General features: G+C 65.0%; 13 protein-coding genes. 7 read left to right on the top strand and 6 right to left on the bottom strand.

Features of this window, described 5'->3' with window-relative positions; genetic code table 11:
* The 3 genes from E4M00_RS14415 to E4M00_RS14405 all read right to left on the bottom strand — a co-directional run.
* On the bottom strand, nucleotides 1–428 hold a 428-nt coding region (locus E4M00_RS14415; RefSeq protein WP_491044412.1), incomplete at its 3' end, for an HAD family hydrolase.
* A gap of 332 nt (nucleotides 429–760) precedes the next feature.
* Nucleotides 761–2,065, bottom strand: coding sequence for an exopolysaccharide production protein (locus E4M00_RS14410; RefSeq protein WP_135121180.1), 1,305 nt, complete (start codon nucleotides 2,063–2,065; stop codon nucleotides 761–763).
* A 3-nt stretch (nucleotides 2,066–2,068) separates the two neighbouring features.
* Complete coding sequence (locus E4M00_RS14405) at nucleotides 2,069–3,418, bottom strand: O-antigen ligase family protein (RefSeq protein ID WP_135121179.1); 1,350 nt, start codon at nucleotides 3,416–3,418, stop codon at nucleotides 2,069–2,071.
* A gap of 125 nt (nucleotides 3,419–3,543) precedes the next feature.
* Here E4M00_RS14405 and E4M00_RS14400 point away from each other — a divergent pair, with 125 nt between their 5' ends.
* The gene (locus E4M00_RS14400; RefSeq protein ID WP_135121178.1) at nucleotides 3,544–5,100 is read left to right on the top strand and encodes a LicD family protein; all 1,557 of its coding nucleotides are present in this window, start codon (nucleotides 3,544–3,546) and stop codon (nucleotides 5,098–5,100) included.
* Nucleotides 5,097–5,336 carry a DUF6752 domain-containing protein gene (locus E4M00_RS14395; RefSeq protein WP_135121177.1) on the top strand — a complete coding sequence of 80 codons (240 nt, stop codon included), beginning with the start codon at nucleotides 5,097–5,099 and terminating at the stop codon, nucleotides 5,334–5,336. The genes E4M00_RS14400 and E4M00_RS14395 overlap by 4 nt, the downstream gene beginning before the upstream one ends.
* 9 nt (nucleotides 5,337–5,345) lie before the next feature.
* Here the strand turns inward: E4M00_RS14395 and E4M00_RS14390 are convergent, their stop codons facing one another.
* Entirely contained in the window at nucleotides 5,346–6,779 is a 1,434-nt protein-coding gene (locus tag E4M00_RS14390; RefSeq protein ID WP_135121176.1) for a bifunctional cytidylyltransferase/SDR family oxidoreductase, read from the bottom strand.
* A gap of 148 nt (nucleotides 6,780–6,927) precedes the next feature.
* Here E4M00_RS14390 and E4M00_RS14385 point away from each other — a divergent pair, with 148 nt between their 5' ends.
* From E4M00_RS14385 to E4M00_RS14370, 4 genes are all read left to right on the top strand, one after another.
* Nucleotides 6,928–7,965: a class I SAM-dependent methyltransferase gene (locus E4M00_RS14385; protein ID WP_167756908.1), complete on the top strand. Its 1,038-nt coding sequence runs from the start codon at nucleotides 6,928–6,930 to the stop codon at nucleotides 7,963–7,965.
* Nucleotides 7,925–9,292 carry a glycosyltransferase family 2 protein gene (locus E4M00_RS14380; protein WP_135121174.1) on the top strand — a complete coding sequence of 456 codons (1,368 nt, stop codon included), beginning with the start codon at nucleotides 7,925–7,927 and terminating at the stop codon, nucleotides 9,290–9,292. Before E4M00_RS14385 ends, E4M00_RS14380 begins: the two co-directional genes overlap by 41 nt.
* A 111-nt stretch (nucleotides 9,293–9,403) precedes the next feature.
* The gene (locus E4M00_RS14375; RefSeq protein ID WP_135121173.1) at nucleotides 9,404–10,459 is read left to right on the top strand and encodes a glycosyltransferase family protein; all 1,056 of its coding nucleotides are present in this window, start codon (nucleotides 9,404–9,406) and stop codon (nucleotides 10,457–10,459) included.
* Entirely contained in the window at nucleotides 10,459–13,698 is a 3,240-nt protein-coding gene (locus E4M00_RS14370) for a glycosyltransferase (RefSeq protein ID WP_135121172.1), read from the top strand. The genes E4M00_RS14375 and E4M00_RS14370 overlap by 1 nt, the downstream gene beginning before the upstream one ends.
* A gap of 167 nt (nucleotides 13,699–13,865) precedes the next feature.
* Here E4M00_RS14370 and E4M00_RS14365 read toward each other — a convergent pair whose 3' ends face one another.
* The gene (locus E4M00_RS14365) at nucleotides 13,866–15,956 is read right to left on the bottom strand and encodes an acyltransferase family protein (RefSeq protein ID WP_240037153.1); all 2,091 of its coding nucleotides are present in this window, start codon (nucleotides 15,954–15,956) and stop codon (nucleotides 13,866–13,868) included.
* A gap of 127 nt (nucleotides 15,957–16,083) precedes the next feature.
* Nucleotides 16,084–17,262 carry an acyl-CoA dehydrogenase family protein gene (locus E4M00_RS14360; RefSeq protein ID WP_135121170.1) on the bottom strand — a complete coding sequence of 393 codons (1,179 nt, stop codon included), beginning with the start codon at nucleotides 17,260–17,262 and terminating at the stop codon, nucleotides 16,084–16,086.
* 130 nt (nucleotides 17,263–17,392) lie between these two features.
* Between E4M00_RS14360 and manA the strand changes: the two genes are divergently transcribed.
* A complete protein-coding gene (gene manA, locus E4M00_RS14355) occupies nucleotides 17,393–18,625 on the top strand; it encodes a mannose-6-phosphate isomerase, class I (protein ID WP_135121169.1) in 1,233 nt (410 codons plus the stop codon).
* Nucleotides 18,626–18,633 lie beyond the last annotated feature (8 nt).

The following is an 18,633-nucleotide window of genomic DNA, read 5'->3' as shown; positions in this document are numbered from 1 at the left end:
CCGGTATTGATGGCGGCGGCGACGTGCGGGTGTCGGGGCGGCATCCGCTGCCCGGAGAACGCCTGCCGGGATGCTGTCGCCGCCCCCACCGCAATGAGTCGGGCCGCTTCAGCGGTGGACCCGCCGGATGCAGCAGCGACGAGCGCGGCCGGAGACCGATACCCCTGCTGCTTCGCCAGCCCGTCACGGCCGAGCTCAGGGGTGGAGCGGTTCGCGATCTCGGCAGCGACCCGCGCCCGTATGGCGGCGAGATGGCGTTCGGCCCGGGCGAGGACATCATTCACGGTGAGCAGACCAGGACCGCTCATCGATTCCACCTGGGCCTGCGGGTCGGTGTCGGGAATCCCGAGAGCGGGAAGGGCGTCGTTCCAGGCGGTATCGAGCGACGCGAGGTCGATCGCGAGTGCTCGGGTCGCGGTACTGGACATACTCCTACTCAAGCAGCACCCACCGACACTAGAACCGCCGGAATATCAATTTGATCGGGCGTTTCTTTTCCACACCCTGTGGATGGGGAGACCATGGACGGAGCCTGTGGAGGAGACCCGGGCGGGTGGGCGTGATCTCGATACGTGTCCGACTTCGTCGGGCGCTACTCGATCAACGGTAGGGGGCGGGAGGACACTCCTCGATCAACGGGAGCTGGTCGAGCTCTCCTCGATCAACGGGAGGTCGTCGGGCACTCGATCAACGGGACAGAGCCGCGCACCACTCGATCACGGGCGATGTCGCCCGGGCATCGCTCGAGATCAGCCGGACCCTACTTCGGCGACGGCTCCAGCGGCACGGGATCGCGCTTGGGGAGGGCGTCGCGCCAGCTCATGCTGCGTGAGGCCTTGACCGCGCAGATGATGAGCAGCATCCATCCGCTCTCGAACAGGGTCGAACTCTCGGCGAGGGAGACCGACGCGAGGGCGACGAGGATGAGGGCCGGCCAGACGTAGACGATGCTGCGCTTGTCCGACGCGAGCAGCCAGGAGCGCACGAGTGCGAGGCCCACGAGGGCGACGAAGGCGAAGAAGCCCACGAGGCCCAGTTGGAACCACACGTCGAGGTAGGCGTTGAGTCCGGTCGAGTTGTCGCGCCCTGTGGCGAGGTTCATCCAGAGGAACGGGGGAGTGTCGGGCCAGGTGCCCACCCAGCCCCATCCCTGCAGCCCGTCCTGGCTCTGGTAGCTCAACATCGACCGCCACAGCCTGTAGCGCACCTCGAACTCGCTGCCCGCGTTCAGCAGCTCGATCACCCGCAGGCGGGCGATCCACACGATCACGCCGAGCACGGCCAGACCTGTCACCAGAGCGATCTGCCAGATCCAGCGTGACGCCGCAGGTACCCGGCGCAGTCCGAAGAGCGCGAGGGTGGCTGCGGCGACGACGGCGACGACGCCGATGGCGACGGGCGACCGGGACAACAGCAGGCTCGCAGCGGCGAGCAGCAGCGACCAGCGGCCGACGCGGCGGGGGATGGAATTGGTCGCGGTCTCGATGGCGAAGGTGATGAGCGCGATGACGGCGATGAAGCCGAGTTGGTTGCGGGTTCCGAACACACCCTGGATGGGACCGAGCGTCGCGATGTTGCCGTCGATTCGCAGGAACCTGATCGGCTGGTCGATCAGGACGCCCGAGAGGATCTCGAGCACGAGGGAGACCACCAGCAGGATGCGCAGTGCGTCACCGACGGCCCGCACGATCTGGATGGTGTCGCGCAGCACGGCGACGTAGAAGCCCAGGAAGCCGAAGCTGAGCAGGTAGACCAGGCGCATACCGGTGGAGATCGTCGTGTCGGACCAGAACACCGACAGTACGGCCCAGCCGACGAACACGACCACCGAGATCGGCAGGGTGCCGTGCCACTCGAGGTGGGTGCGGCGATACCAGAGCGAGGCGAGCGCGGCGATGATGAGCCCGGCGATGATGCTGAGGAACCCAGGCCAGCCGAGAAGCGAGCGGAGGAGCTGCGTGCTGAACGCCGTCAGGAAGATGGCCGTCGTCACAGCGGACGCGAACACCGCGGACCCGAGGAATGCCTGCCCGCCGGGCGGCAGCAGCGACCGACGCTCAGCCACGACTCACCGCATCCGTCCCGAGTCGGAGGAGACGGGGGCGGATGCCGCATCCGGAGCCTCGACCGCGGAGTACTGGGCGCGCTTCGTGATGATGCAGAGGGCGACGACGAGCATCCACCCTCCCTCGTACAGGATGCGGCTCTCGGCGAGGCTCTGGGCGAGCAGGGCGGCGAGGATGAGCAGCGGCAGGAGCGACCGCGCCGTGTAGGGATCGGTGTCGGAGATGCCGGTGCGCGGGCGATCGACCGCAGCGAACCAGCTGCGCCAGAGCGTCGAGCCGATGAGGGCGATGAAGATCACGAGTCCAATGATGCCGACCTGCAGCCAGACGTCGAGCCAGGCGTTGTGGGCCTGGAGGTAGGTCACGCCCTTGCGCACGGCGAGGCCGTCGAACGGTTCGACCCATGGCGCCCAGTAGCCCATCCAGCCCCATCCGGCCACGGGCCGCTGCTGGGCCAGGCCGATCACGGCGTTCCAGATGTCGAAGCGCCCCGTGAGGTCCTCGCTCTTGCCGAACAGCTTCAGCAGAGCGCCGTTGAGCGTGATGAGCAGGACGACGACGGCGACGACGGATGCCGCCGCGGTCAGGTACACGGGTCGACGGCGCTCGGCGCCTCGTGATCGCGCCCAGAGCGCGAATCCGAGGGCGGCGGCGACCACGACGAGGGCGAGGATCACCGTGGTCGAGCGCGTGAGGGCGAACACCACGGCGGCCACGACGACCCAGAAGATGGCCCAACCACGTCGCACGGTGCCCTCGACGAGCTGCACGACGAAGACCAGGAGCGCGAGCAGGGCGATGAACCCGAGCAGGTTGCGGTTGGCGACGATGCCTTCGATGGGGCCGCCGTCGAGCAGCAACCCGCGCGACCAGTAGAAGGCCTTCGGGTAGGGCGGCTCCCCGTAGTCCACCCAGAAGGGCAGCACGGGGCCCCGCACGACGATGGCCACCCAGGCCTCGAACAGGAGCGACAGCACGAGGATCCAACGGAAGGCCGCCGCGAGGGCGCGGATGAGCTCCGCGTAGCTGAGGCACAGGGCGAGGAAGACGCCGGTGACGGCCGTGCCGAGCTGGATCCCCACCCCGATCAGCGAGGCCGCCGGATAGAACGACCACGCGATGGACAGCGTGCACAGGCCCACGAAGGCGAGAAGGGCCTTCGGAACCCTGCGCCCCTCGAGGCGGGGCCGCAGCACGGCGAGAGCGACGGCGGCACCCAGGATGCAGATCCCGGCGATGATCCCGAAGCCCCACCAGTCGAGCAGGTTGCGCCAGAACTGGCCGGCGAAGGCGGTGAACACGGTCAGGGTCGCGAGCAGGTGCACGAGTGACCTGCTGCGCGTTGATGCCATGCCCCCAGATTAGTCGGAGCGCGTCACCGGGGCCCGCAGGTGGGCGGGGGAACCCACGAGGTGCAGGCGCTGCAAAGTGCCGCCCTATAGTTGTCAACTGAACGATCATGGAGTGGGGGTGACGTGTGGGCGTGAGTCTGGGCCAGCGCGGCATCCAGTTGTCCCTCGCCGACGTCGGAAGGTACTCGACGGTGTCGGTGCTCATCGACGGTCAGCGGGTCTGGTCGGCCAAGACGGCGGAGGCCAAGGAGTTCGGTCGGCCGGGCACCCTGCTCCTCGCCTGGCCGGACGCCCTGCGGGCGCGGTTGCACGGCACCAGCGAGTTCACCGTCGTCGACTCCGAGAGCGGCGAGACCCTCACACGTCGGCGGCTCAGATTCGGCACCTCGGCTGCCCCGATCCTCGTCGTCGACAGTTCAGGTCGGCGTCTCTCGGTCAACAAGTGGGGGCGCCTGTCCGCCAGCTTCGATGGCGATGCCGAGGGCGACATCCAGGAGCGCGTGCTCGCCAGCACCCAGCGCGTCATCACCGCCGTCGAGGACCTGGGCAGGCCGACCTTCATCGTCGGCGGCACCCTGCTCGGCGCCATCCGCTCCGGCACGTTCCTGCCGAACGACGACGACGTCGATCTCGCCTACCTGAGCGAGCACTCCCACCCCGCCGACCTGGTGCTCGAGAGCTATGCCATCGAACGCGATCTGCGTGTTCAGGGCTTCGAGGTGCTGAGGCACAGCGGCGCGCACCTGCAGATCCTGTTCCGCCTGCCGAACGGCGAGACCGACCACTACGTCGACATCTTCACGGCCTTCTTCAAGGACGGCGAGTTCTTCGAGCCGATCCACATGCAGGCCGAACTCCCCCGTGAGGCGATCATGCCGCTGGGCACGGTGTCCTTCGCCGGAGTGGACCTGCCCGCCCCAGCCGACCCCGACGCGTGGCTCGCCGCCTGCTACGGCCCGGAGTGGAGGACACCGGACCCGTCCTTCCGATTCCGAACTCCCAAGGCGACACGGCGCCGCTTCTACGGCTGGTTCGGTGAGCACAGCCTGTTCCGCAGCCTCTGGCTCGACCAGTACGCCGCTGCGGCCGCAGGAACGGTGCAACCCGAGAGCGAGCAGGCGCATCGATTCGCCGAGCGACTCGCACCCGCGTCGCTCATCGTCGACGTGGGCTGCGGCGACGGGGCCGATGCACGCTACTTCGCCTCCCTCGGTCACCGTGTCATCGCGTTCGATTTCGTCTGGCCGGCCATCGAGCGGGCCCGGGCCCTGGCGACGGATGCCGGAGTCGAGGTCGACTTCCGGGTGCTGAACGTCGCCGATCGGCGCGACATCCTCGGCCTCACCGTGGAGCTCGTCGCCGGTGGAGTGCCCGTGAACTTCTTCCTGCGCCACTCGCTCGACGGCCTGGTCGACAGCGACAGGCTCACGATTCTCGAGCTGATGCGTCGGACGATGCATCAGGATTCCCTCGGATGGCTGACAGCCTTCGGCGACTCGGCCGAGGGGTTCAGCCCCGTCGACCCCATGAGCTGGCATGTGCCGCTGCGCGATCAGATGCGTCTGGCACTGGAGAACGACCTCCACCTCGAGCTGCTGCACACCGAGACGGCCGAGACGCCGTACGGTGAGCGCGTGGTGCTCGAGTCGATCCTGCGAAGAAGAGGTGCACCCACATCATGAAAGACAGAACCAAGAAGCGCATGATCCGCATGGGCTGGAAGATGTCGCCGGAGACCATGGCCGCCATGGAGGAGGTGCACGCCTTCCGCGAGGAGGTCGCCGAGCTCCGCAGGACGGTGGCCGACCTCAAGCGCGAGGTCGACGAGTCCCGTCGAGACAGCCTGCGCATCGCCGAGCTGACCGACCTCGTCGTTCAAGCTCTCGCCGACGCGCGTTCTCAGGAAAGCCGGCCCTAGCGAAGGTGGTCATCGAGCCAGAAGCGCATCGCTAACTCGGATCTCCACGATCTGCCCAGTCGCATCCGCAGCCAGCACATGTGTCACTGCTGAGCCGACTTCCTCTGGCTCGAGGAGGGTGCCATCGGGTTCCACTCCGAAGGCTGCGTGGCGGAGGGGCGTGCGAGTTCGCTGCGGATTGATGCAGTTCACTCGTATCCCGTCCCCCTCCCACTCCTCGGCGAGGCCCTGCGTGAGGTTCACGACTCCCGCTTTGGTCGAGGAGTAGACGCTGTAGCCGGACCGCCCGCGTGTGTACGAACTGGAAGTGAAGAGGAGCAGCTGCCCCGATGTCTCCGCCAAGTATCGGTGCGATTCCTTCGCGACCATGATCGGGCCGAGCAGGTTGGTCTCCATGGTCATCGTGATATCGACATCGTCGGTGTCGACGAGGGAGGTCATCTGGAGCATTCCTGCAGTGACGACGACGGCGTCGATCCCACCCATTTCCTCGCTGGCGCTCGACAGTGCCTTCGCGATGTCATCACGCGAACGGACGTCCGTCGAAGTGGTGGAACGACTGAACGATCTCACGACTGCACCGGCATCTGAACATAGTTCGACGACGCTACGACCGATCCCGTAACTGCCTCCGAACACGACGACGCGTAGACCAGAGAGGTCTTGCGCGCGCCCCTGGGTCATCTCATGGCTGAGACTCGACGACTGCATCTGGAAGATCTTGTCTGCGATGTGAACATCGATCGGTTCGGTCACCTTCATGTTTTGCGCAGTGCCATCCACAACGTGAATCGTCACTCCCGGCAAGTATCGGAAGACCACGCCGCAATCGTCGCTCGCGATGAATGTGTCGTCGTCGCTCGCCCGTCGATAGGCCTCGCGAATGGTGCTGAGTCGGAAGGCCTGCGGCGTCTGGCCGCGCCGGAGAAGATTTCTGTCAGGGATGGCGACGATCTCGTGATCGTCATTGACTTCGATGATCGTGTCAGCCGAGGGTATGGCTGTGTCGACGGCTTCGAAGGTATCGAGTGCGTCCACACAGTCGGAGATGATCCTGTCGTCGACGAAGGGGCGAACTGCATCGTGGAAGAGCACCTTGCACTCTCCCTCTCCGAGTGCTTCGATCGCGAGCCGAGAGGACTCATTCCTCGTCGCCCCGCCCGGGAGAATCCGTGACAGTTTCGGAAAGCGATGATTCGTTGCAAGGTCATGCAGCTCGTCGATCGCTCCACCATTCATCATGACGATGATCTCGTCGACGTCCGCGTGGTGGTCGAACGTCTCGAGTGTGTGCTCGACGATCGCCTTGCCGGCTACCTTGATGAGCTGTTTCGGAATGCCCAGACCAACCCGACTACCCACTCCACCCGCGAGGATGATGGCGACTGTGTGCAGGTTCTCGGTTTCGGACTGGCGGGCGTGTGAAGGGTCTACTTCAGTCATGTCGATTGCGATCGTACCGGCTCGCGGGTGCTCCTGTCGGGTTTCGGATCCGGAAGGGGGTTTCCTGCGATTAGCATGAGAACGCCCAGTACTCGGCACCCTCCTCGTTGTCGAGACAGGTATCAGATGTGGAATCGGAGGTTCAGCGGTGGTAGAAGCCCATCATGATTCCGAAGATGCTGTCAGACCCGATCTGCCGCTCGTTGCACGCGAGTCATTCGAGACGCCGCGTCATCTGGTGCTGTCGGCGTGGCTCGAGCACGCACCATTCGCCGCGTGGATCGTGGGAGCGGTCGACCCCGGATTGTTCGTGGAGCTCGGGACTCACAATGGCTTCTCGTACTTCCAGTTCTGTGAGAACATCGTGCGTCGAGGATTGAGTACCCGAGCAATTGCAGTGGACACCTGGCTCGGTGACGACCACGCGGGGTTTTACGACGAGGACGTATTCGAGCTCGTCGAAAGCGTGAACACCACGTCCTATTCGAGTTTCTCGAGACTCTTCCGGGGGACCTTTGATGAGGCGCTCGGCGAAGTTCAGGACCAGTCTGTGGACCTGCTTCATATAGATGGTCGCCATGGATACGAAGACGTGCGGCACGATTTCGAGACCTGGCGACCGAAGCTGTCTACCCGGTCCGTCGTCTTGTTTCATGACATCGCCGAGCGTCGCGAGGGATTCGGTGTGTGGCGCCTCTGGGAAGAACTCTCCGCCGACTACCCAGCCTTCGATTTCTCGCACGGACACGGGCTCGGTGTCTTGGCGACGGGCCAGGACCAATCGCCGGCGATGGCGGAGTTCTTCCGTGTGGCCGATTCCAGTCCTGCGATGATCCGCGCGATCTACGAGGGTGCGGGCGCCCGGGTCGCGCGAGACTATGCAGCTTCTCTCGCCGATCGGGAGAAGGAACAGGAGATGCAATCGCTTCGGTCCATGCTTCTTGTCACCGAGGCCATGAACGCCGAGGCAGAGACTCGATCCCGACTCCTCGTGGCCGAGCTGGAGTCCGCGCGGGAAGCCGCAGACGTAGCTCGCGAGGATGCTGCCAGCGCCGCCTTTCTCGTCTCGCAGTTGGATCTTAGCGTCGCAGAGATGAGAGCGAGCACGAGTTGGCGCGTGACTCGACCGTTGCGGGCGATCAAGGATGGTGCACGTCGGCTCCGCCGCGGGCGTGGTTCGGACTGACGATGCTCAGGCGATGGACTCGCCTCGACGTCTTCTCACCGGCTGTCGACGAAAGGTACACGTGCACGCCATGAGGTCCCGAGCACTCTCTGTGGCTCGCGTGATCGCCGGTCCGGGACTCGTTCGCTTCCGGCGACTGCGAGGGAGAGCCGCAGCACGTCGCGATCCGATAACTTCTGACGGTCGTGGGTACATATCCGTCGTGATTCCAGTCCACAACGTGGCACCGTACATCGACGCCTGCCTCGAATCCGTCTTGGGCCAGAGCCATTGGCGCTTGCAGGTAATCGCGGTTGACGATGCGTCCGACGATGACACCCCGCAGCGGCTCCAACGGTGGAGTGCTCGCGACCGCCGTGTGTCGATCGTGACTCGGGCGACGTCGGCGGGGCCGAATGCAGCACGGAACGAGGGTATAGCCCGTGCAACAGGCGAGTACCTGACGTTCGTCGACGGAGACGACCTGCTGCTCGCTGGGGCTTATCGTGACGCAGTCGCTTCGTTGGCCGCGTCCGATTCGGACTTCGCTGTCGCATCGTATGAGCGCCTCTCCGGGAGCAGGCGAACACCCCCTGCCTTCTGGATCCGGGACGCCCACGCTGTTCCCCGTTCCCGGGCTACCCTGAAATCAGCGCCAGATATCATGGTGAACGCAGTGCAGTGGACCAAGGTCTACAAGCGGGAATTCTGGTCTCGGGCGCAGCTCGTTTTCCCAGTCGATGGCTTCTACCAGGACCAGATCGTCAGTGCGGCGGGTTTTGCGCGTGCCAGGGCCTTCGACATTCTCGGGCGTACATCTGTGCTCTGGCGAATCCGACGCGACGGAACGTCGATGACCCAGCTCTATCGTTCCATCGACAATCTTCGAGATCGTTTCTCCTCAGCGACCGCGGCGTTGCACATCTACCGCGATGAAGCGCCGCACGGGGTCTGGCAACAGCGACTCGTCCAATTTCTCTCCAATGACCTGGCCATCACGGCGTCCCATATCGGCGAACTGGACGATGCAGGATGGGAGGTCGTGCGACGAGGTCTTCATCAGATGGCGGAGGAAGCTGACGAATTCAGCCTCTGGTCGGACGTGCCGGCGGAGTTCAAGGTGTTGTTCCACTTCATCTCAATCAACGACCGGGCACGGGCTCTCGAGTACATCGAACGAGGCGGGCTCCGCCTGCACGACCATCAGTTGGTGACGGTCGGGGGGGACACCTTTATAGCGCTGCCGTTCTGGAAAGATCACGAAGCGGCGGTCCCCGTCGATCGCTTCCGCGCCAGTCCGAGGGAGCTGCGCGCTTTCGAAGGACAGGCGTCGGGAAACCCATCCTGATCCTGCATTCGACCTGATCTGTACTCATCGAGATCGGGCCGGGAGCTTGGTCGGGCCGTCGAGCAGGGCGATGATAGGGTCGGGTGAATCTTCACGCCACGACGGAAACTGATGACGAACTCACGCAGCGCAATTCCTCGCATCGCCTATGTAGTACACGGAAAAGACGGCAAGCACCCGGGTTCGGCGCACATCCGAATCGTGCGGAGAGCCCGCAAGGCGCTCCGAGACGGCGACGCGTGGGTGGTCCAACTCAACGTCGACGAGGTGATCGCTGGCACAAGTCCCGCCGAGTTCGATGCCATCGTCGTGCAACGCGACGCGATCGAGCCCTGGAAGGTCGACGGGTTCCTGCGCGCCGTTCGGCGTACCAAGACTCGCCTCGTGGCGGAACTCGACGACGACCTCCTCACAGACGCAGCAGTCGACCGATTGGTCAGCCAGGGGTACGACCATGTTCGCTTGGAGACGATGAAGCGGCTGGTGAAGTTCGCCGACAGGGTGATCGTCAGCACCCCGACATTGGCGACGTCCGTCCGGGAGGTCAATCGCAGCATCGTCGTGGTTCCGAACGTGGTCGATCCCGAACTCTGGACGCGTCCCCGGCCGATGCTCGTGCGCGAGTCGAGCGACGAGTCGCTCCGAGTCCTCTACATGGGCAGTTGGACGCACGCGGGCGATCTGGACCTCCTTCGGCCGGTCTTCGCGAGATTCATCGCTGAGGGGCGACCGATCGCTCTGGAGACCGTCGGCATCGCAGACCATGACGAAGGCTGGTTCGAACGTCTCGATATCCCGGCGGGAAGGGGCAACTATCCGGAGTTCGTGTCGTGGCTCATGGACAACCGCCATCGTTGGGATATCGCCGTTGCGCCGCTAGAGGACACTGAGTTCAACGCCCAGAAGAGTGACTTGAAGTTCCTCGAATACACCATGCTGGGTCTGCCGACCATCGCCTCCGACGTCGGACCCTATAAGCCCATGGCTGCACACGGCCTCCGTCTGGCGCGCACCGAAGAGGACTGGCACGCAGCTCTCTCAGAGGCTCTCGGCGACAGATCCGTGTACCTGAGCCAGGCCGTCAACGCCCGTGAGTACGTCGAGGCCAATCGCACGCTCACCGACTCCCACCGCTGGATCAACGCGATCATGGGACGAGATCGCTGATGGGCGAGAAATCGCGTGACGAGATCCCGGTGGATCGAATGAAGGGAGCGTCGGACATCGACGACAAGAATGTATCTGGCGTGGTCACACGGGTCCGGTCACTGGTGAAGGTTCCCGAGAAGCTGAAGCCCGCAGTGCGCGAGAGCTTCGAGCGTTTCGCCTCCTCGCTCGATCGGTGGCCGACCATAGCCGAGACGGTCCGGGGCCGGCAGTTCATCCACGCCCTGCTGTCGAGTCGCATCATCGATCGCACCTACTATGAAGCGCAAGCAGGGCGGCAGTTCGTATCGGACGCCGATGTGGCACAACATTTCGTCTCCGTGGGCGCGGAAGCAGGACTTTCTGTCAATCCTCTCATCGAAGACGAATGGTTCCGGCGGGCGGCCAACAGGGGAGTCGCTTCCGCCAACACACTCCTGTTCGACGGCACGATCGGACTCGCCGAGCTCGGCCCCCTCTTTGATGCGAAACGTTACGCGGGAGAGACCGGCAGCGGTATCCGTTCGTCTCTCGGCGCTCTCCAGCACTTCCTCGCAGCAACCACGGAGTCGACAATGGCTCCGACGTCAGAGCGGATCGCGGAAGTCGAGACCAGTGAAAGCTACAACGAGAAGCGCGAGCTTCTCATCGAGGAAGCCAGGCGCTACGCACGGCTGAAGGCGTTCGGTGGCCCGCGCCTGCGGCCGGCCGCCGCCTCTGACCTCCAACAATCATCCGAATTCCTGCGTGCTCATGTTGGTGCCCTCTCAGGCGCAGTCGAGAGGCCCATGGTCTCGATCGTCATGCCGGCGCGCGATCGCGCCCACCGCCTGGATGAGTCCGTGCGGTCTGTGCTCGCCCAGACCTACGAGAACTGGGAGCTGATCATCGTCGACGATGGGTCTGTCGACTCGACGCCGGATGTGCTGCGCGAGTGGTCTGCCATCGAACCCAGGATACGAGTCCTCACCCAAGAGCCGTCAGGGGTTTCCGCGGCGCGGAACCGCGCGATCAGCGCAGCCGAGGGCGTCTACATCGCCTTCCTAGACTCCGATAACGCGTGGGCACCGGAGTTCCTCGCCCTCACGATGGCGTGGATGACTTCCCACAACGACCGTGTCGTTCACACCGCGATTCTTCGCCATGTCGGGAGCTCGCGCATCCTCTATCAGGGATCTCAGGTCCTTGGCCATGAGCAGCTGCTCCAGGCAGGTAACTCCGTCGATCTGAACGCCCTGGTCGCGAGCGCCGAATTGGTGCGAGCGGTGGGCGGATTCGACGACCGCCTGCGTCGTTGGGTCGACTACGACCTTGTCTTGAAACTGAGCCTGCACGAAGTTCCGACGTTCCTCCCGTACATCGGCGTGCACTACGACGACGCCGTCGGCAACGAGGGCCGGATCAGCACTACTGAGGCCGGGACGTGGGAGAAGGCCGTCCTCGAGAAGTACCTGTGTGATTGGCCGCGGGTAGAGGGCGCTTCCCGGGTCGACGGGCGGATCAGCGTTGTCATTCGTTCCAACGCTGACACTTGGCGCACGATCGAGGCCGTGAGCGACGTCTTCGCGACCAACCCCGATAAGGACATCGAGGTCGTCGTTGTCGTGTCGGGCGCGAGTCGAGGTGTCTCGGCCTCGATCGTCGCCGCCCTCGGGGCCAATCCTCGCGTCACCATTGTTCCCCTACTCAGGCGACACAGTTTCGGGTTGGAGGCGAATGTCGCATTCGGCAACACGACGGGCGAGTTCGTCTGCTTCGTGGACCTCGGCGTGGCCGGATCATCGAACTGGCTCGAACCATTGGTCTCACATCTCGACGGAGACCACACGCTCGGTGCGGTGCAGCCCCTTATCATCGGTGCCGACGAGACTGTCGCCTCTGCCGGCCTCGCCTTCGGTGGATCGCACATCCTGCCGTGGGACAACCTCGACGGCCACCCCGTCGAGGATGCCGAAGCGGCGGCCCTTCCCAGACGCGTGGCGGCCGTCTCCTGGCGCGCCATGCTCGTGCGCGCGAGTACCTTCATCGCTGCACGAGGATTCGACGTACTCTACGGGGATGGTTATGGCGATTCGAAGTTCTGCCTGAGACTACGGCAGATGGGATTCGGATCCGGGCTCGTAAGCGAGTCCCGCCTGCGAATCCGGCCTGGATACAAGTGGGAACGCTCGATCGACCAGGTCGGGGCAGCGCGCTTGCTCAACGAGTTCGGGCCGACCCTGCCTGAGCCCGATCAGGAAATGTATCGGTCGATCGGCGCGGAGATCCGCGGCTATCAGGCCAGCAGCGTGCTGTCCAGTGCTCTGGCGCGGATCGGACAGCCGATCATCGTCAGGGATCCATCTGACACCTGTCTGCGGTGGGCCATCAAGACCGCCGCCCCGGCTGGGCCACGTGGTGACCGGTGGGGTGACACGCTCTTCGCCGAAGATCTGGCTGCGGCGCTTCGATCCCACTCCCAGCGCGCCTTCGTGGATCGCAGGGAAGGAGTCGGGCGACGCAGTGCCCATCTTGATGACGTCGTGATTGTGCTCAGGGGCCTGGACAGGGTCGCGCCGCAGCCCGGCGCGACGAACATCCTGTGGCTGATCAGCCATCCAGAGCTCGTCACGGCCGAAGAGATCGCGGCATTCGATCTCGTCTTCGCCGCTAGCGCACCGTGGGCGGAGTTGGCGACCCGCAAGTACGGTCGGGAGGTGCTGCCCCTTCTCCAGGCAACGAACGTCCGTCGCTTCGATCCCGAACTTCGCACCGACGAGGCCGCATCCGATGTCCTCTTCGTTGGATCCACTCGGAAGACATATCGCCCCATCGTGCGTTGGGCGAATGACGTCGATGCCGATCTCAGCATCTTCGGTCCGGGTTGGGATGGCCTCGTCGCTCCCGAACGGATCAAGGGCCTCTCCCTTGGCCCTGACGAGGTGGGGACGCACTACGCTTCGGCTCGCGTCGTGCTGAACGATCACTGGGCAGACATGGCCGCGGAGGGCTTCATCTCGAATCGGCTCTTCGATGCCGTCGCATCAGGTGCCTGGGTCGTCAGCGATGCGGTCGAGGGGATGGGTGAACTCTTCGGGGATGCCGTCCGAATCGTGGGTAGCAGGGAGGAACTCCGTACCGCTCTCGACGACCCTTCTGCCCGCCCTCCTCGAGACGAGCTGCTCCGCCAGGCCGGCCGCGTTCGGTCGGAGCATTCCTTCGAAGAGCGAGCCCGCGCGCTGGTCCAAGCCGTCGAGCGCCTGTCGAGGAGCCGGGTCTAGGGATCGCGAGTTCCTCATGTCTTGGACTGGTCGACTTTCACGCGACGATCGTTGCTGGAGGGCCGTCGTTCAGTGCGACTCTGCTCGACTGTCAGGCCGCCGAGGTCTTTGGCCGGAGCCTCCGCCGACCTCGTCACACCTTGCGCCCAACCGTCTGAATCGGGAAGTCAACCCGAGACCAGCGACCGCTCGATCTCGGCACCGAGGTAAGGAGCGATGGTATCGGCGTAGGTCGCCGTCAGGTGCCGGCCATCATTCCTATACACGACGACGTGTCCCACGATCGGTGCGCAGACCTCAGTGCAGTAGAGCGCGGTGAGATCGATGACCCGGCTGTTGGGCGTGTTCTCGGCGGCCATCTGGATGCCATCGTCGGGTAGCGCGTCGGCGAGAGGGATAGTGCACTCGTTCTCCGCGGCCAACCCGCGGGTCTCTGTGCAGCGCACGGATTCCTTCGGTATGGCCGGGTTGTCGACGAGTGCGATGACTGGAACGCTGAGATCAGGGCGCCGGGACCATGCTGTCGTCATCCCGTCGACAGCTGCCGACGATACTGAATCCCCGGCATCCGGGACGACTTCCACCCCGAAAGCTATCCGCGCTTTCGTGGTGATGATTCCGTCTAGTCCTGACTGACTGTCGATGAACTCGACCAGGTCTCTGCGCCATTGCCGGCAGTTCTCCGTAGCGGCTTGAGTGTCCATTCGCAGATCGGCGTCAGTCCAGTAGCAGCCTGCTCTACCCGCAACATCGATGCGCCAATTCCTTGCGATCGCGATCTTCTCGTACGCGCCGATGAGCGTGTTGTTGTGCGAATCGCCCACCGCGATGAGATGGCGTTCGTATCCCGAATCCGGGCCAACGGAACACGATCGGAATGTCGCGTCTGTGCCGGTCGACCAGCATTCGGCCCTGTTGGCGTCGTCGGCATCGAGCGCGCTCGGATCTGGGGTCAGTACCTCGTCGAGCGCGGGGTTCACGCAGCCTGGATTCGCGAGCTGCGCCGCACCGAGACAGGCGACATCGTCGACGGTCAATTCATTGGCTGCTGACGCTGAACGAGCACTCGCCGTCGCGGAAGAGAAGGCGGCGCCCGCGAGGATGGCGAGGACGACCCCCATTCCAGCGACCGCCGCGATAGCGACCGTACGCGGTCGTCTCCCGGCGAGAAGGCGCGGCGAGAATCGAACGGGATCCTCGACGAATCGTGTGGTCAACCATGCCAGCACCATCGCGGCGACGAAGATCGCCAGTTTGTCCGGAGTGCGCAGCGGTACCCCCGAGACGAACGGCAGCATGATGATCAGAGGCCAATGCCATAGGTAGAGCGAGTAAGACATCCTTCCCACCCCCGCAACCGGCTGCAGCGTCCCGGCGGAGGAGAGCAGAGATCCTCGACCGCCCCACAGCGCCAGCGACGTTCCGACGACCGGAAGCAGTGCTCCCACCCCAGGAAACGGGGTGTTGGCTGTGAACGCGAGGCCCGCGATCACAATGAGGAGAACTCCGCCAACCGCAAGCCAGCGTGAAAATCGCGAAACCAATCGCGTGGGGGCGAAGGCCAGCAGCGCTCCGAAGCCGAACTCCCAGGCACGGGACAGGGTCGAGAAGTAGCTGACGCCCTCGTAGTAATTCGTCGACCAGATGCCGTACGCGAAGGAAAGCAACGTGACACCGGCGATCGTGACGAAGACGGCACGGCGGATGCCCCACCTGAGCCCGATCAATCCGGCGCCTGTGAGAAGTAAGGGGAGACCGACGTAGAACTGTTCCTCCACCGACAGGGTCCAGAAGTGCTGAACGGGCGACGCTTGATATCCGCCCGCCAGATAGTCGACGCTGTCGGCTGCGAGTTTCCAGTTCTGGACGTAGAGCGTGGATGCTGTGATCTCACCAAGGAATTGATTCCAGAGAGATCGCGGCGCCAACATGATCACTGCGATCGCGGTTGCCGCGAGTACGAGCAGGGAGGCCGGAAGCAAACGGGTCGCGCGACGCGCCCAGAAGCGGCCGAGTCTGATTCGCGACGTCGACGTGAGCTCGCGCAGGAGATGCGATGTGATGAGGAATCCGCTGATCACGAAGAAGACATCGACGCCGACATACCCGCCCGTCACGCGGCTCGGCCACAGATGGTAGGTGAGGACGAGCATCACCGCGAGGGCTCTCAGGGCCTGGATGTCCGGCCTGTGCCCTCCATCACGAGGGGAGTCCAGCCGTGGACGCGGTTCGGCTGTCTGAACCGCTGTCGTCACCATCACCAGTGAAGTATACGAGTGGCGGAGACGCCCGATGTCCCCGGCGTGCGGTGCGCACATGCGCCTCGATCAATCGACGATGGCCCCATTCCATCCGGAGCAGGGCCATCGACCGAACCAGCGTCTATCAGACGAACGCGGCCTTGCCCGTGATGGCGCGACCGACGATGAGGGTGTTCATCTCGCGAGTGCCCTCGTAGGAGTAGATGGCCTCGGCATCGGCGAAGAAGCGGGCGACGTCGTAGTCGACGACGATGCCGTTGCCGCCGAGCGACTCGCGCGCCCAGGCAACGGTCTCGCGCATCCGTGCCGTCGTGTAGGCCTTGGCGAGGGCGGAGTGCTCGTCGCGCTGCTCGCCGCGGTCGAGCATCTCCGACACGCGCACGACCATGCCGATGGAGGCCGTGATGTTGCCGAGGCACTTGACCAGCAGGTCCTGGATGAGTTGGTGCGAACCGATGGTCTTGCCGAACTGCACGCGCTCGCCGGCGTACCTCACGGCAGCCTCGTAGGCGCCGACGGCGGTTCCGACGGCGGCCCAGGCCACCTCGGCGCGAGTGAGGCGCAGCACCTTGGCCGTGTCCTTGAAGGAGTTGGCGTTCTGCAGGCGCAGGCTCTCGGGAACGACCACGTTCTCGAGGGTGATGTCGGCGTTCTGCACCGAGCGCAGGCTGATCTTGTTCTCGATCTTCGTGGCGCTGTAGCCGGGAGTCGTCGTCGGGACGATGAAGCCCTTCACCTGGCCGTCGGCCGTGTCCTTCGCCCAGACGACCGTGATGTCGGAGAAGGTGGCATTGCCGATCCAGCGCTTGGACCCGTTGATGGTCCAGCTGTCGCCATCGCGAGTGGCCGTCGTGCGCAGGCCCTGGGCGCTGTCGCTGCCCGAGAGCGGCTCGGTGAGGGCGAAGGCGCCGATGACCTCGCCGCTGGCCAGCTTCGGAATCCACTCGTCCTTCTGCTCCTGCGATCCGCCGACCGAGATGGCTCCGGTCGTGAGGCCGTTCTGCACGCCGACGAAGGTGGCGACGGATGCATCGATGCGAGCGAGCTCGAGGGCCACGAAGCCGCGGAACACGGCCGAGTTCTCGAACGGCTTCGTCTCGGCCCAGCCGAAGCGGAAGGTGTTCAGCTCGGCCAGGGGCTTCACGATCTGCATGGGGAACTCGGCACGGTTCCAGTAGTCGCCGACGATGGGCTGCACCTCCGTCTCGAGGTAGGCGCGGATGGCGGCGAGCGCCTCCTGCTCCTGCGGGCTCAGAAGGCTCTCGTAGCTGTAGAAGTCGCTGGCGAGGATGTCGAACGTCATGTCTGCTCCAGTGCATACGGCGACCCCCGCGGGACGGGGGTCTGGAATCCTCGGGCCACGATACGCCCGGCGTTCGACCACCCAAACCCGTTGGTAGTTTTGAGGCAACCGCCACCGAGAAGGACGCCGCATGTTTGTAGCCATCAGCAACACCCCGCGCGATTACGCCTGGGGCTCGACGACGGCCATCGCGGGCCTGCTCGGAACCCCGGCATCCGGAGCGCCGGAGGCCGAGCTCTGGCTTGGTGCCCACTCCGGCTCACCCAGCCGCATCGACGACCCGGCACAGGCCGGGGGAGCCGGTGACCTCGTCGAATGGATCGAGTCGGATGCCGCCACGGCACTGGGCGCCGGAAACGTCGCAGAGCGCGGAGCCCGGCTGCCGTTCCTGCTGAAGGTGCTCGCCGCCGGGGGACCGCTGTCGCTGCAGGCGCATCCGTCGCCCGAACAGGCACAGGCCGGGTTCGCACGTGAGAACGCGGCGGGCATCCCGCTCGAGGCCCCGAACCGCAACTACAAGGACGCCTTCCACAAGCCGGAGCTCGTCGTCGCCGTCAGCCCAACCTTCGACGCCCTGTGCGGCTTCCGCCCGCTCGCCGAGTCGCGCGACATCGTCAAGGAGCTCACCGTCCTCGGGCGTGCCGACGCCCCCGACCCGACGATCTTCGACCCGTTCTGGGAGCGCCTCTCGGGGCCGGACCCGCTGCGGAGCGCCGTGGAGTGGTTGCTGCGTTCGGGCCGGGAGAGCGGCGCCGTCGACGCCCTGGTCGAACGCGTCATGCAGATCGCCGGCTCCGCGCCCGAGACCAGCCGCTTCGCGGTCGATTACGCGACGGTGCGCTCTCTGGCGGCCAGCTACCCGGGGGATCCCGGCATCGTGCTGTCGCTGCTGCTCAACCACGTGACGCTGCGTGCGGGGGAGGCGCTGTACCTTCCGGCCGGGAACATCCACGCCTATCTCTCCGGTCTCGGCATCGAATTGATGGCCGCGTCGGACAACGTGCTGCGCGGCGGCCTCACGCCCAAGTACATCGACGTCGAGGAACTGCTCGACGTGCTCGACTTCACCCCCGTCGACGAGCCCCTGCTCGCCCCCGAGACGCCTTCAGCGGGCGTGCACGTGTTCAGGCCCGACGTCCCCGACTTCGTGCTCTACGACGTCGACGCCTCGGCGGACACGTCGGCGTCCGTTCCCCTCAGTGGAGCGGCGATTGCGCTCTGCACCGCGGGAACCGTGACGATCGCCGGTGCGGGGTCATCCGTCACCATCGCGCGCGGCGACGCCGTCTACGTGACCCCTGACGAGGGAACCCTGGCCGTCACGGGAGCCGGCAGGCTCTACCTGGCGACGGTCGGGGAGTAGCAGCCCGG

Origin of the sequence: Orlajensenia leifsoniae, from assembly GCF_004570845.1 — a bacterium.
Lineage (GTDB): Bacteria > Actinomycetota > Actinomycetes > Actinomycetales > Microbacteriaceae > Orlajensenia > Orlajensenia leifsoniae.
The sequence above is the reverse complement of the archived record's forward strand: the minus strand, read 5'-3'. Positions and strand labels throughout refer to the sequence as shown.

What these genes read in the sequence shown, in the direction of transcription:
- E4M00_RS14365 (WP_240037153.1), bottom strand. Translation starts at nt 15,956, where the DNA reads ATGGTGACGACAGCGGTTCAGACAGCCGAACCGCGTCCACGGCTGGAC.
- E4M00_RS14380 (WP_135121174.1), top strand. Translation starts at nt 7,925, where the DNA reads ATGGTGCACGTCGGCTCCGCCGCGGGCGTGGTTCGGACTGACGATGCT.
- E4M00_RS14375 (WP_135121173.1), top strand. Translation starts at nt 9,404, where the DNA reads ATGACGAACTCACGCAGCGCAATTCCTCGCATCGCCTATGTAGTACAC.
- E4M00_RS14390 (WP_135121176.1), bottom strand. Translation starts at nt 6,779, where the DNA reads ATGACTGAAGTAGACCCTTCACACGCCCGCCAGTCCGAAACCGAGAAC.
- manA (WP_135121169.1), top strand. Translation starts at nt 17,393, where the DNA reads ATGTTTGTAGCCATCAGCAACACCCCGCGCGATTACGCCTGGGGCTCG.
- E4M00_RS14395 (WP_135121177.1), top strand. Translation starts at nt 5,097, where the DNA reads ATGAAAGACAGAACCAAGAAGCGCATGATCCGCATGGGCTGGAAGATG.
- E4M00_RS14370 (WP_135121172.1), top strand. Translation starts at nt 10,459, where the DNA reads ATGGGCGAGAAATCGCGTGACGAGATCCCGGTGGATCGAATGAAGGGA.
- E4M00_RS14360 (WP_135121170.1), bottom strand. Translation starts at nt 17,262, where the DNA reads ATGACGTTCGACATCCTCGCCAGCGACTTCTACAGCTACGAGAGCCTT.
- E4M00_RS14405 (WP_135121179.1), bottom strand. Translation starts at nt 3,418, where the DNA reads ATGGCATCAACGCGCAGCAGGTCACTCGTGCACCTGCTCGCGACCCTG.